General features: G+C 67.2%; 12 protein-coding genes. 2 read left to right on the top strand and 10 right to left on the bottom strand.

The annotated features are described in order from the left end of the window. Window positions 1–32: 32 nt before the first annotated feature. Both ubiE and mltF read left to right on the top strand, forming a co-directional pair. On the top strand, window positions 33–776 hold the full coding sequence (gene ubiE / locus ACLFRM_RS06965) for a bifunctional demethylmenaquinone methyltransferase/2-methoxy-6-polyprenyl-1,4-benzoquinol methylase UbiE (RefSeq protein WP_410755012.1): 744 nt from the start codon (window positions 33–35) through the stop codon (window positions 774–776). Continuing rightward, window positions 773–2,242: a membrane-bound lytic murein transglycosylase MltF gene (mltF, locus tag ACLFRM_RS06960; RefSeq protein ID WP_410755011.1), complete on the top strand. Its 1,470-nt coding sequence runs from the start codon at window positions 773–775 to the stop codon at window positions 2,240–2,242. The genes ubiE and mltF overlap by 4 nt, the downstream gene beginning before the upstream one ends. Window positions 2,243–2,348: 106 nt before the next feature. Here the strand turns inward: mltF and pyrF are convergent, their stop codons facing one another. The 10 genes from pyrF to serC all read right to left on the bottom strand — a co-directional run bounded on the left by pyrF (window position 2,349) and on the right by serC (window position 12,993). Further along, the gene (gene pyrF, locus ACLFRM_RS06955) at window positions 2,349–3,053 is read right to left on the bottom strand and encodes an orotidine-5'-phosphate decarboxylase (protein WP_410755010.1); all 705 of its coding nucleotides are present in this window, start codon (window positions 3,051–3,053) and stop codon (window positions 2,349–2,351) included. Between the two features lie 2 nt (window positions 3,054–3,055). Continuing rightward, entirely contained in the window at window positions 3,056–3,382 is a 327-nt protein-coding gene (locus ACLFRM_RS06950) for an integration host factor subunit beta (protein WP_410755014.1), read from the bottom strand. A 99-nt stretch (window positions 3,383–3,481) separates the two neighbouring features. Then, window positions 3,482–5,155, bottom strand: a complete 1,674-nt coding sequence (gene rpsA, locus ACLFRM_RS06945; protein WP_410755009.1) for a 30S ribosomal protein S1 — start codon at window positions 5,153–5,155, stop codon at window positions 3,482–3,484. Between the two features lie 161 nt (window positions 5,156–5,316). Then, complete coding sequence (gene cmk / locus ACLFRM_RS06940; protein WP_410755008.1) at window positions 5,317–5,985, bottom strand: (d)CMP kinase; 669 nt, start codon at window positions 5,983–5,985, stop codon at window positions 5,317–5,319. Between the two features lie 19 nt (window positions 5,986–6,004). Continuing rightward, window positions 6,005–7,360, bottom strand: coding sequence for a 3-phosphoshikimate 1-carboxyvinyltransferase (aroA, locus tag ACLFRM_RS06935; protein WP_410755007.1), 1,356 nt, complete (start codon window positions 7,358–7,360; stop codon window positions 6,005–6,007). A gap of 66 nt (window positions 7,361–7,426) precedes the next feature. Next, window positions 7,427–8,368 carry a prephenate dehydrogenase gene (locus ACLFRM_RS06930; protein WP_410755013.1) on the bottom strand — a complete coding sequence of 314 codons (942 nt, stop codon included), beginning with the start codon at window positions 8,366–8,368 and terminating at the stop codon, window positions 7,427–7,429. Further along, window positions 8,368–9,540 carry a histidinol-phosphate transaminase gene (gene hisC / locus ACLFRM_RS06925; protein WP_410755006.1) on the bottom strand — a complete coding sequence of 391 codons (1,173 nt, stop codon included), beginning with the start codon at window positions 9,538–9,540 and terminating at the stop codon, window positions 8,368–8,370. The genes ACLFRM_RS06930 and hisC overlap by 1 nt, the downstream gene beginning before the upstream one ends. Next, window positions 9,540–10,685: a prephenate dehydratase gene (gene pheA / locus ACLFRM_RS06920; RefSeq protein WP_410755005.1), complete on the bottom strand. Its 1,146-nt coding sequence runs from the start codon at window positions 10,683–10,685 to the stop codon at window positions 9,540–9,542. Before pheA ends, hisC begins: the two co-directional genes overlap by 1 nt. Window positions 10,686–10,700: 15 nt before the next feature. Next, window positions 10,701–11,864, bottom strand: a complete 1,164-nt coding sequence (locus tag ACLFRM_RS06915) for a 3-phosphoglycerate dehydrogenase family protein (protein ID WP_410755004.1) — start codon at window positions 11,862–11,864, stop codon at window positions 10,701–10,703. Window positions 11,865–11,910: 46 nt separating this feature from the next. Beyond that, a complete protein-coding gene (gene serC / locus ACLFRM_RS06910) occupies window positions 11,911–12,993 on the bottom strand; it encodes a 3-phosphoserine/phosphohydroxythreonine transaminase (protein ID WP_410755003.1) in 1,083 nt (360 codons plus the stop codon). Window positions 12,994–13,034 lie beyond the last annotated feature (41 nt).

The following is a 13,034-nucleotide window of genomic DNA, read 5'->3' as shown; positions in this document are numbered from 1 at the left end:
TCGACCCCTTTTCCTGACGAGAGAACCCTTCCATGACCGAGAAGACGCACTTTGGCTACCGGGAAGTCCCGCGCGAGGAGAAGTCCCGGCTGGTGGGTTCGGTCTTCGACTCGGTGGCCGGACGCTACGACCTGATGAACGATGCCATGTCGTTCGGCATCCATCGCCTGTGGAAGCGTGTCGCACTCGAATACACCGGCCTCAGGCGCGGCGGGCAGGCGCTGGATCTGGCCTCCGGCACGGGCGATCTCGCCGCGCGCATGGCGCGCATGGTGGGTGACACGGGGCTGGTCGTGCTCTCGGACATCAACGCCAGCATGCTCTCGATCGGCCGGGAAAAGCTCGATGAGCAGGGTATCTTCAACAACGTCGAATACAGCCTGGCCAACGCCGAGGACCTGCCCTTCGAAAGCAACCGCTTCGACTGCGTGACCATCGGCTTCGGCCTGCGCAACGTGACCGACAAGGCCCGGGCGCTGGCCGAGATGGCCCGCGTGGTCAAGCCCGGCGGGCGCGTGGTGATCCTCGAATTCTCCAAGCCGACCAACCCGGTGGTCGAGCGCGTCTACGACGCCTATTCCTTCTCGGCCCTGCCGATCATGGGCAAGCTCCTGGCCAACGACGCCGACAGCTACCGCTATCTGGCCGAGTCGATCCGCATGCATCCCGACCAGGAAACCCTCGAACGGATGATGCTGGACAACGGCTTCGACCACGTCGACGTGCACAACCTGACCTTTGGCGTGGTCGCCATCCACGTGGGCTTCACGTTTTGACGGACGAAGCGCCGCGACGCGGGTTTGGCCGCTGGCTGATCCCGCTGATCGGCGTGGGCGCGCTGTTCGCCGCGCCGCTTGCCTGGTGGATTCACACCTGGACGCCCGTCGACCGACCGGCCCGGTTGGCCGCGATCGACGTGGCCGAGAACTTCAAGCGCAGTCCGCAGCTCGAGCAGGTACGCGAGCGCGGCGTCCTGCGGGTCGCCACCCTGATCGAGCCCAGCCTCTACATCCCGGACAGCTACCGCCCCCAGGGGCTGGAATACGACCTGACCGGGCGTTTTGCCGAGCGCCTCGGCGTCGACATCGACTACGTGGTGGTCCCCACCATCGAGGCCGCTTACGAGGCGGTCGCCGACAACCGGGCCGATCTCGCTGCCGCAGGGCTCGCCATCGACCCGGCCCGCATGCAGCGGTTTCGCTTCGGTCCGCCCTACCTGACGGTCAGCCGCAAGCTCATTCACGCCACCGGCCGCCCGAGCCCCAGCGGGCTCGACGACATCGAGGGCAACACCCTGGCCTTGCCGACCGGCTCGGCGAGCCGGTCGTGGCTCGAACGGGAAATGGCCCGAGGCGACTCGGCACGACTCGACGTGATCGAGGCACCGGACAAGCTCGCGATCCTCGAGGGGATTCGCCGGGGCGAGATCGACTACGCGCTGGCGCTTTCGCACATCGCCCTGCTCGCCCACAAGCTCTCCGACGAGGTCGCCATCGGCCCGATCGTGGGCCCGCCCGTGGCGCTGGCCTGGGCGTTCTCGCGCCAGGCCGACGAGTCCCTGCATCAGGCGGCACGGCGATTTTTCGCCGAGGTGCGCAGCGACCAGCAGTTAAAGATGCTGGTCGACCGGCACTACGCCCAGTTCGAGCGGCTCGACGAGTCCCTCTCGCGGCGGTTCCTCGAAGATCTGGAGACCCGGGCGCGCCCCTACCTCGCCACGTTCCGCCGCGCCGGCGAACGCTACGAGATCGACTGGCGACTGCTCGCCTCGCTGGGTTACCAGGAATCGAAGTGGCAACCCGATGCCGTCTCGCACCAGGGGGCCTACGGACTGATGCAGATCGTCCTGCCGACGGCACGCGATCTCGGGCTGACCAACCCGGCCGATCCAACCGCCAACATCATGGCCGGCGCCAAGTACATCGCCCAACTGCGCGAACTGGTGCCCGAAGAGGCGAGCGAGCCCGACCGCACCTATCTCGCGCTGGCGGCCTACAACGTGGGCATCGGCCACCTGAGTGACGCCCTGGAACTGACCCGCAGCCAGGGAGGCAACCCCACCGTCTGGGCCGACGTGCGCGAGCGCCTGCCGCAACTGTCCGAACCCGCGATCTACCGAGAGATGCGCTACGGCTACGCGCGCGGCAGCGAAACGGTCAACTACGTCGAGAACATCCGCGCCTTCCACGACCTGATGATCTGGGTGGCCACCCGCAAGGACCTGCTCACCGCCCGCGACTGAACCGTCTCCTCTCGCTCCACTCGTCTCGCCATGAAGAACGCCCGCCTCGCAAGCGAGACGGGCGTTTTAACCGTCGGGGTGGGTGTATGTACCTACCGGTCGGTCGTCAGAGCTCGGCGACGATGGCCTCCAGCGCCTTGCGCGGCTCATCCGCCGCTGTGACGGGGCGGCCAATCACCAGGCTGGTCGCTCCCAGGGACAGCGCCTCGGCCGGCGTGACCACACGTCGCTGGTCGTCACGCGCGCCGCCTGCCGGCCGCACGCCGGGGGTGACCACCAGGCCAGACGCATCCGGGAAAACGGCGCGCATGGCCTGCGCCTCACGGGCCGAGCAGACCACGCCGTCAAGGCCGGTCTCGGCTGTCAAACGTGCCAGTCGCGCCACCTGGGCCTGGGCACCGTCGTTCACCCCGATCTCGGCGAGATCCGCGTCCTCCATCGAGGTAAGCACCGTCACGGCGATCAGGCCCGGCGCGTCACGACCGGGCTCGATCGCCTCGCGCGCGGCCTCCAGCATCCGCCGCCCGCCACTGGCATGGACGTTCACCAGCGCCACGTCCAGATCGGCCGCCGCACGACAGGCCCGGGCGACCGTGTTGGGGATGTCGTGGAACTTGAGGTCGAGGAAGACGGGGAAGCCCCCCTCCCTCGCCCATTCGACCACGCGCGGGCCCAGTGCGGTGAACGCCTCCTTGCCGATCTTTATCCCGCACAGCGACGGGTCGAGCTCGGCGAGCAGGTCCCGCACCCGCCGCTCCTCGGCGACGTCCAGCGCGACGTAGATCCGCGGCTGGGGACGATGGTCCGCCATGCTCAGTCCCCCTGCTTGACGGCCGCATTCACCCGTTCGCGCAATTCCTTGCCCGGCTTGAAGTGCGGCACGTACTTGGCACCCAGCGAGACCGTCTCGCCGGTCTTGGGATTACGACCCAGGCGCGGGCGGCGGTAGTTGAGCGAGAAGCTGCCGAACCCACGGATCTCGATCCGGTCGCCGCCGCTCAACGCATCCATCATCTCGTCGAGCATGAGGCGTACCGAGGTCTCGATATCGCGCATGGGCAGGTACTGCTGGCGATCGGCCAGCCGTTCGATCAGTTCCGACTTGGTCATCGGTTGCACTCCTTCAGGCACGGCCCGGATAGGCTGTGCGACTTCTGATGTCACGGGGATGCCGCCACGCGGCGCCCACAAAAAACGCCATCACTGGGGATGGCGTTCTGAAAGCTCGGCAGGACCGGCTTACTCGGAGCGGCCGAGCTGTTCCTTGAGCAGGTCGCCCAGGGTCGGCGACGAGGTGCTCGGTGCCTTGCTCAGCTCCTCCATCGCCTCGGCTTCCTCGGCGTGGTCCTTGGCGCGGATCGACAGGCTGATCATGCGGTTCTTGCGATCGATACCCATGAACTTGGCCTCGACTTCCTCGCCTTCCTTCAGGACGGTGCGGGCGTCGTCGATACGCTCCCGAGCGATGTCGGAGGCACGGATGTAGCCTTCGATGCCGTCACCCAGGTCGACCACCGCGCCGCGGGCGTCGACTTCACGCAGCGTGCCCTTGACGATGCTGCCCTTCGGATGATCGGCCGCCCAGTTGGACAGCGGGTCGTCCTCGAGCTGCTTGAGGCCCAGCGAGATGCGCTCGCGCTCCGGATCGATGGCGATGACAACCGCCTCGAGCTCCTCGCCTTTCTTGAACTGGCGCACGGCGTCTTCGCCCGGCTCGCTCCAGGACAGGTCGGAGAGGTGAACCAGGCCGTCGATGCCGCCTTCCAGGCCGATGAAGATGCCGAAGTCGGTGATCGACTTGATCTGGCCGGAAACCTTGTCGCCCTTGGTGTGCGACGCGGCGAAGGCATCCCACGGGTTCGGCTGGCACTGCTTCATGCCCAGCGAGATCCGGCGGCGGTCCTCGTCGATGTCGAGGATCATCACCTCGACCTCGTCGCCGACGTTGACCAGCTTGCCCGGGTTGACGTTCTTGTTGGTCCAGTCCATCTCGGAGACGTGAACCAGGCCTTCGACGCCATCCTCGATCTCGACGAAGCAGCCGTAATCGGTGATGTTGGTGACCTTGCCGAACAGGCGGGAGCCGGTCGGGTAGCGACGGGAGATGTCGCTCCACGGGTCTTCGCCCAGCTGCTTGAGGCCCAGGGAGACGCGGTTGCGCTCGCGGTCGAACTTGAGCACCTTGACGTCGATCTCGTCGCCGATGTTGACCATCTCGGACGGATGCTTGACGCGCTTCCACGCCATGTCGGTGATGTGCAGCAGGCCGTCGATGCCGCCGAGGTCCAGGAACGCACCGTAGTCGGTGAGGTTCTTGACGATCCCGCGCAGCACCATGCCTTCCTGCAGCTGCTCGAGCAGCGCTTCGCGCTCGGCGCTGTACTCTTCCTCGACAACCGCGCGGCGGGAGACCACCACGTTGTTGCGGCGCTGGTCGAGCTTGATGATCTTGAACTCGATGTCCTTGCCTTCGAGGTAGGTGGTGTCCCGGATCGGGCGCACGTCGACCAGCGAGCCCGGCAGGAACGCGCGGACGTCGCCGAGTTCGACGGTGAAACCACCCTTGACCTTCCCGGAAATGCGGCCGGTGACGATCTCGTCGTTCTCGAAAGCCTTCTCCAGCTTCTTCCACGCACGGGCACGCAGTGCCTTCTCGCGCGACAGGCGGGTCTCGCCGAAACCGTCTTCGACGGCATCGAGGGCGACCTCGACTTCTTCACCGACGTTGATGTTGATCTCGCCGTTCTCGTCACGGAACTGGTCGGTGGGGATGATCCCTTCCGACTTCAGACCGGCGTCGACGGTGACGTAATCGTCGTTGATGTCCACGACCTTGCCGTAGACGATCGAGCCCGCCTGCATGACGGCATTCTGGAGGCTTTCTTCAAAAAGCTGGGCAAAACTTTCAGACATTAATCCGCATTTCCAAAGGGTTGACGACTGGACGTTCCGAACGTTGTCCGTCGTGGTAAATAAACACTGGCGTATCCGTCCCTGGGTTTGCCAGACTCAACGGTTGATGACCGGGCGACATTGCCCGCACACAAACACGAGTCGACGGCCACGCCCGGCGACTATTCCCCGGGACCGGCGATCCGGTCCTGGATGTAGCGCCATAGCATGGCCTCCACCTCGTCGATCGAAAGATCACTGGAATCAACGACTAGCGCATCTTCCGCGGGCCGAAGCGGAGCGACCGACCGATTGCGGTCTCGCTCGTCCCGTTGCCGGATCTCTTCGACGAGGGCGGTAAAACTAGCATCGAATCCATTCTCGATCAACTGCTTATAACGTCGGTCGGCGCGCACCTCGGCGCTGGCATCGAGAAAGATCTTCGCCGGCGCCTCCGGAAAGACCACCGTGCCCATGTCGCGGCCGTCGGCGACCAGCCCCGGGGCCTGGGCAAAGTCGCGCTGGCGCTGCAGCAGTGCCTCTCGCACCTCCGGCCGGGCGGCGATCTGCGAGGCGATCGCGCCGGTGGTCTCGGTACGCAACTCGCGGGTCACGTTTTCCTCGTTGAGAAAGACGTTTCCTTCCTCGTCGAACCGGCAGTCGAGGCGGCGCGCCATGTCGACGACTTCCGGGTCCTGCGGCGCGAGCCCGGCGGCCTGGCTGGCCAGCGCTGTCAGGCGGTAGAGCGCCCCCGAATCGAGCATGCCGAAGCCCAGGCGCGCGGCCAGTCGCCGCGCGACCGTGCCCTTGCCGGAACCGCTGGGACCATCGATGGTGATGACGGGGACCATGAAACCTCCTCGAATGTGTTCAGTGGCGCGACAGTTCCAGGCAACCGCCGAGGCGGTTGAACAACTCGGCAAACCCCGGAAACGAGGTCTCGACGAACTGGCAGTCGTGGATGGTGACCTCGCCGCGTGCCTTGAGTCCCGCCACGGCGAAGGCCATGGCGATGCGGTGATCGCCCTGGGCGTAGATGGTCGCCGAGCCGAACGGGGCCGGCTCGCCGCGCCCCTCGATGATCATGCCGTCGGTCGTGGGGGTGGCGTCGATGCCGAGCTTCTGCAACCCCTCGGCCATCACCGCGATGCGATCGGACTCCTTGACGCGCAGCTCCTCGGCGCCGGTCAGCACCGTGCGCCCCTTGGCGCAGGCCGCGGCGACGAAGATCACCGGAAACTCGTCAATCGCAAGCGGCACCAGCGCCTCGTCGATCTCGATGCCGTGAAGCCCGGCACTCTTCACGCGCAGGTCGCCGACCGGCTCGCCGCCGACCTCGCGGCGGTTCTCGACACGGATGTCGGCGCCCATGGCCTGGAGGATGTCGATCACCCCGGTGCGGGTCGGGTTCAGGCCCACGTGGGTGAGCAGGATTTCCGAGTCGGGGACGATACTGGCCGCGACCAGGAAGAACGCAGCCGAGGAAATGTCGGCCGGCACCTCGAGTGCCCGACCGACCAGGCGCCGCGCCCCGGCATCGGCCTGCTCGATGCAGACCCGCGCCCCGTCACGCTGCATGCCCACGCCCAGCCCGGAAAGCATGCGTTCGGTGTGATCGCGCGTCGGGGCCGGTTCGGTCACGCAGGTGCGTCCCTCGGCGTACAGGCCGGCGAGCAGCACGCAGGATTTCACCTGCGCGCTGGCCATCGGCATCGCGTAGTCGATCGCCCGGAGCGACTGGCCGCCGTGGATCGTCAGCGGCGAGCGGCCCTCGGGGCCGGAATCGATGCGCGCGCCCATCGCGGTCAGCGGGTCGATCACCCGTTTCATCGGTCGGCGCGACAGCGAGGCGTCGCCCTCGAGCACCGAGTCGAAGGACTGGCCGGCGAGGATGCCCGACATCAGGCGCATCGAGGTGCCGGAATTGCCCACGTACAGCGGCTTTTCCGGCGCCTTCAGGCCGTGCAGGCCCACGCCCTCGATGGTGACCCGCCCCTCGACCGGATCGGTGATCGACACGCCCATCGCGCGGAAGCACCGCAGGGTATTGAGACTGTCCTCACCCTCGAGAAAGCCGGTCACCTCGGTGGTGCCCTCGGCCAGCGAGCCGAACATGATCGAGCGGTGCGAAATCGACTTGTCACCCGGCACCCGCGCCTCGCCGGCAAGGCGTTCGGCGGCGGTGCTGCGGAAGGTCAGGGAAGCGGGGTCATGAGCTGCGGTCATGGCGCGGTCATCCGGGTTGGGCTGAAAGGGAATGGGTTCGGGGCGGGATCGGACGCAACGCGGCAATCAGTCGCCGGTCTCGCCCGTGGACCCGACGTCACGGTCTTCACGACCGGCCGGGCGTTGATTTTCGCCGTTTGCCTCGGCCGCCGGGTAGAGCGCGTCGCGCACGGCCTTGGCCTCTTGGAAATAGCGCTCGATCCGTGCGCCGTCGCCGCCGTCGAGCATCTCGCGCAGGCAATCGAGTTCGTCGCGATAGTGATCGAGCATCACGAGGATCTCGTCGCGGTTGTCGAGGCAGATGTCGCGCCACATCACCGGGTCGGAACTCGCGATGCGCGTGAAGTCACGAAACCCGCCGGCGGCGTAGCGGAACACCTCGTAGCGCTCGGCCAGACGGGCAAGCGAGGAGACCATGGCGAAGGCCGCAGCGTGCGGCAGATGCGAGGTGGCCGCCAGAACGTGGTCGTGATGGGCGACGTCGAGTCGCTCTACCCGGGCACCGACCGACTGCCACATCGCCTCGATGCGGGCGACGTCCTCGGCGCGGTTCTCCCCGATCGGGGTGAGAATCACGCGGTGGCCGCGGTAGAGATCGGCCGTGGCGGCCTCCGGACCGCTGCGTTCGCGCCCGGCGATCGGGTGCCCGGGGACGAACCGCGCCCGCTGCCCGGCCGAGAGATGCGTGCGCGCCCGCTCGACCACCGCGCCCTTCACGCTGCCGCCGTCGGTGACCAGTGCGTCCTCCGGCAGACAATGGGCCAGCTCGCCCAGCACCGCGTCCATCGCCTTGACCGGCGTGGCCAGGAAGACGAGGTCGGCACGGTCGACCGCCTCGGCGATCGAATCGGCCGGCCGGTCGATCAGGCCGAGACGCTCGGCGGCCAGGCGTGTCTCAAGTCGACGCGAGTAGCCGACCACCTCGCCCACCTCGCCGCGCTCGCGCAGGGCCAGTGCCAGCGAACCGCCGATCAGGCCGGTACCGATCAGGGCCAGGCGGCGGAACATCATGCCGAGGCGTCCTCGTCGGCAAGCCTCGCCAGCACGTGATCGAGCGCCTCGATGGCCCGTCTGTTCTGCTCGGCGGTGCCGATGGTGATCCGCAGGGCCTGGGACAACCCGCCGCAGGCCTCCATGCCACCGAGTGGCCGGACGATCACGCCCTCGCGCAGCAGCGCCTCGAACACGCGCCCGGCGGCAAACGGGGTGATCACGGTGATGAAGTTCGCTCGACTGGGCACGGTCTGCCAGCCGTTCGCCGCGGCGGCGGCTGTCCACTGGGCCAGCCCGGCGCGATTGACCTCGCGGCTCTCCGCGATGAACGCGTGGTCGTCGAGTGCCGCCTCGGCGGCGCGCAGCGCCAGCGCATTGACATTGAACGGATGACGCACCCGGTCGAGCAGGCTCGCGATCGACGGGTCACTGACCGCGAAACCGACCCGCAACGCGGCCAGCCCGTAGATCTTGGAAAACGTACGCGTCACCACCAGGTTCGGGTAGTGCGCCAGCAACTCGATACCGTCCGGGAAGGACGGATTCTCGACGTATTCCGTGTAGGCCTCGTCGAGCACCACGATGACGTCCTCCGGCACCGTGTCGAGAAGCCCGCGCAGCTCGGCGGCCTCCACCCAGGTCCCGGTGGGGTTGTTGGGGTTGGCGAGAAACAGCACGCGGGTGCGCTCGTCGACCGCCGCGGCCATGGCCTCGAGGTCCGCGCCGAAGGGCATCTCCGGGTCGTCCGCCGGCCGGGCCGGCACCACCCTGGCCTCGGCCCCGGCGGCCTGGGTGGCCAGGGCGTAGACCGCGAAGGCGTGCTCGGAAAACACCGCGTTCACCCCCGGCTCGAGGTAGGCGCGCGCGACCAGTTCGAGCACGTCGTTCGAGCCGTTGCCCAGGGTGATCTGCCCGGGCCGCACGCCGAAATGCTCGCCGATCGCCCGCTTGAGATGAAAGCCGCTGCCGTCCGGGTAGACGTGCAGGTCGGCGAGTCCCGTCCGGATCGCCTCGACGGCTCGCGGCGAGGCCCCGAGCGGGTTCTCGTTCGAGGCCAGCTTGACTACTTCCTCGATGCCGTATTCTCGGGCGACCTCCTCGGCCGGCTTGCCCGGGACGTAGGGGCGGATGGCCGCAACGCAATCGCGCACGCGACCGAACGGGGTGGTCGTGCCTTGGGTCGCCATCACTCCCCTCCCGGCTGGCTGATCACCGGCACGGGGTAGGACCCCAGCACCCGCAATTGCCCGCAGTGCGGTCGTAGCCGTTCGAGTGCCGCGGCGACCGTCGGGTCCTCCCGGTGCCCGGCGATGTCGATGAAGAACACGTAGTCCCAGACGCGATCGCGCGCCGGTCGGGACTCGATGCGCAGCACGTCGATGCCGGCCTCCGACAGCGGCAACAGCAGGCGCGTCAGCGCCCCCGGCTCGTTGGTAACCGACAGCAGCAACGCGGTCTTGTCGTTGCCCGAAACGGCGACCGGCTCGCGCCCGAGTACCGCGAACCGGGTGGTGTTCCGGACGTTGTCCTGGATGTTCGAGGCACGCACCACCAGTCCGTGACGCTCGGCGGCGAACGTCGGACCGATGGCGAACACCTCGGGGTCGGTCGCCGCCTGCTGGGCCGCGGCGCTGTTGCTGGACACGGCCATCCGCTCGATACCCGGAAAATGGGCATCGAGCCATTCACGGCACTGGGCCAGGGACTGGGCATGCGAGAGGATCACGCGCGGCGTGCTGCCGGCATCGGGATGCGCCATCAGCTGCTGGTCGATGCGCAGGGCCACCTCGCCGCAGAGCAGAAGATCGCTGCCGGCGAGCGAGTCGAGGGTGACCGAGACACTGCCCTCGGTGGAGTTTTCCAGCGGCACCACCCCGAAATCGACGCTGCCGGCGGCCACCGCCCGAAAGACCTCGGGGATACCGGGCTCGAACTGCAACCGCCCACCGTGGCCGAAGGCGGCCACGGCGGCCAGTTCGGAGAAGGTGCCCGACGGCCCGAGGGTCGCGATCGCGAGTGGCCGCTCGTGGGCCAGACAGGCCGACATGATCTCGCGGAACAGCCAGGCGACAGTGTCGTCGTCGAGCGGACCGGGGTTGAGTTCGCGGATGCGGGAAAGCACCTGCGCCTCGCGCTCCGGCCGGTAGAACGACTGGCCCGGTTCGTGGGCGGGATCACGCTCCTTGATGAACGCGACCTGCTCGGCCAGGCGCGCACGCCGGCTGAGCAGGTCGAGAATCTGCCGATCGACCGAGTCGATCAGCACCCGCACCTCGTCCAGGCTCTCGGGCAGTGCCGCGGTGGTCGCGGCGTTGGCGTCAGTACCGCCCATGGCCCCGAACGACGATCAGATCAGGCGCAGGCGCAGAACGCCGTCGATCGCCGCCAGCTCGTCGCGGGTCGCTTCCGGCACCTCGCGGTCGACGTCCAGCAGCGTGTAGGCCACCTTGTCGCGCGACTCGTTGACCAGGTGTTCGATGTTCACGCCGGCCTTGCCGAGGATGTGCGAGATCTGGCCGACCATGTCCGGGCGGTTGAGGTTGGCGATCGCGATGCGCTGCGCACCGGAACGGGCCATCTGGACGTGCGGCAGGTTGACCGAGTTCTTGATGTTGCCGTTCTCGATGTAGTCGCGCACCTGGTCGGCGACCATGATCGCGCAGTTGTCCTCGGCCTCGTCGGTGGAAGCACCCAGGTGCGGCAGGGTCAGGCACTTGGGGTGGTTCTTGGTGAGGTTGGTCGGGAAGTCGCAGACGTAGGACAGGGCCTTGCCGTTGTCGAGCGCGTCGACCATGGCCTGCTCGTTGACGATGCCGTCACGGGCGAAGTTAAGGACCACGACGTTGTCCTTCATGAACGCCAGGCGCTCGGCGTTGATCAGGTCCTTGGTCTGCTCGACCAGCGGCACGTGCAGGGAAACGAAGTCCGCCTTGGCCAGAACCTCGTCGACGCTGCCCGCCTGGTGGACGTCCGGGGACAGCTCCCAGGCACGCTCGACGCTGATGCCCGGATCGAAGCCGATCACGCGCATGCCCAGCGCCTTGGCCGAGTTGGCCACGCGCACGCCGATCGCGCCCAGGCCGATGATGCCCAGGGTGCGTCCCGGCAGTTCGAAGCCCTTGAAGTTCTTCTTGCCGGCCTCGGTCGCCTTGTGGATCTCCTCGTCGGAACCCTCGAGGTTGCGGGCGAAGTCCCAGGCCGGGCCGATGTTGCGGATCGACATCAGCATGCCGGCGATGACCAGCTCCTTGACCGCGTTGGCGTTGGCGCCCGGCGCGTTGAAGACCACCACGCCCTTGTCGGTCATCCGGTCGACCGGCACGTTGTTGACACCGGCGCCGGCACGACCGATGGCCAGCAGCGACTCCGGCAGATCCATGTCGTGCATCTTGGCCGAGCGGACCAGAATGGCGTCGGCATCCTCGATCTCGGCGCCGATGTCGTACTTGTCGGTCGGCAGGCGCTCGAGGCCCTTGTTGGAAATGGCGTTGAGGGTGTGAATCTTGTACATGACGGATTCCTTGAAAACGTGTGTCTTGCGCTCGGGCGAGCGGGGCTCAGCCGTGACGCTTGGCGAAGTCGTTCATGAAGTGGATCAGCGCGTCGACGCCGGCCTCGGGCATGGCGTTGTAGATGCTCGCGCGCATGCCGCCCACCGAGCGGTGGCCGTTGAGCGTGACCAGGCCCTGACGACCGGCCTCTTCGAGGAAGGTCTTGTCGAGCGAATCGTCGGCGAGCATGAACGGCACGTTCATCCAGGAGCGGTAGGCCGGCTCGACCGGGTTGCGGTAGAAGTCGTTGCCGTCGATGGCGGCGTAGAGCTTCTCGGCCTTGCGCTGGTTGATCTTGCCCATTTCCTCGAGACCGCCCTTGGCGAGCAGGTGCTCGAACACCAGACCGGCCATGTACCAGGCGTAGGTCGGCGGGGTGTTGTACATGGAGTCGGCCTCGGCCTGGGTGGCCCAGTCGAGCATCGCCGGGGTGGTCTCGCGCGACTTGCCGAGCAGGTCCTCGCGGACGATCACGATCGTCAGGCCGGCCGGGCCGACGTTCTTCTGCGCACCGGCGTAGATGACGCCGAACTTCGAGACGTCGATCGGGCGCGACAGGATGGTCGAGGACATGTCCGCGACCAGCGGCACGTCGCCGGTGTCCGGGATGTAGGGGAACTCGACGCCGGCGATCGTCTCGTTCGGGGTGTAGTGGACGTAGTCGGCATCGGCGGAGAACTCGATCTCGCCCTCGGCCGGCAGCGTGGTGAAGTTCTCCGGCTTGGTGTCGGCAACGACGTTCACGTCGCAGAGGCGCTTGGCTTCCTTGATCGCCTTGACCGACCAGTGGCCGGTGTTGAGGTAGTCGGCCTTGCCCGAACCGTTGCCCAGGTTCAGCGGAATCGCGCCGAACTGGGTCGAGGCGCCGCCCTGCAGGAACAGCACCTTGTAGTTGTCCGGGATGTTCATCAGCTTGCGCAGGTTGGCTTCGGCCTGCTCGGCGATGGCGACGAAATGCTTGCCGCGATGGCTCATTTCCATGACCGACATGCCGGTTCCCTGGTAATCGACCATCTCGTCCCGCGCGCGGGTGAGGACCTCGGTGGGCAACATCGCCGGACCGGCGCTGAAGTTGTAAACGCGAGCCATGACTACTCCTGAACAGAAACGGAAAACAAGCGACCGGGCGA

The sequence above is a fragment of the Guyparkeria sp. genome (assembly GCF_046540515.1).
Lineage (GTDB): Bacteria > Pseudomonadota > Gammaproteobacteria > Halothiobacillales > Halothiobacillaceae > Guyparkeria.
This window is presented reverse-complemented; position numbering and strand designations above follow the sequence as displayed.

Coding starts and splice junctions, on each gene's coding strand:
- ubiE (WP_410755012.1), top strand. CDS start 33: ATGACCGAGAAGACGCACTTTGGCTACCGGGAAGTCCCGCGCGAGGAG.
- pyrF (WP_410755010.1), bottom strand. CDS start 3,053: ATGGCGGACCATCGTCCCCAGCCGCGGATCTACGTCGCGCTGGACGTC.
- rpsA (WP_410755009.1), bottom strand. CDS start 5,155: ATGTCTGAAAGTTTTGCCCAGCTTTTTGAAGAAAGCCTCCAGAATGCC.
- cmk (WP_410755008.1), bottom strand. CDS start 5,985: ATGGTCCCCGTCATCACCATCGATGGTCCCAGCGGTTCCGGCAAGGGC.
- aroA (WP_410755007.1), bottom strand. CDS start 7,360: ATGACCGCAGCTCATGACCCCGCTTCCCTGACCTTCCGCAGCACCGCC.
- ACLFRM_RS06930 (WP_410755013.1), bottom strand. CDS start 8,368: ATGTTCCGCCGCCTGGCCCTGATCGGTACCGGCCTGATCGGCGGTTCG.
- hisC (WP_410755006.1), bottom strand. CDS start 9,540: ATGGCGACCCAAGGCACGACCACCCCGTTCGGTCGCGTGCGCGATTGC.
- pheA (WP_410755005.1), bottom strand. CDS start 10,685: ATGGGCGGTACTGACGCCAACGCCGCGACCACCGCGGCACTGCCCGAG.
- ACLFRM_RS06915 (WP_410755004.1), bottom strand. CDS start 11,864: ATGTACAAGATTCACACCCTCAACGCCATTTCCAACAAGGGCCTCGAG.
- serC (WP_410755003.1), bottom strand. CDS start 12,993: ATGGCTCGCGTTTACAACTTCAGCGCCGGTCCGGCGATGTTGCCCACC.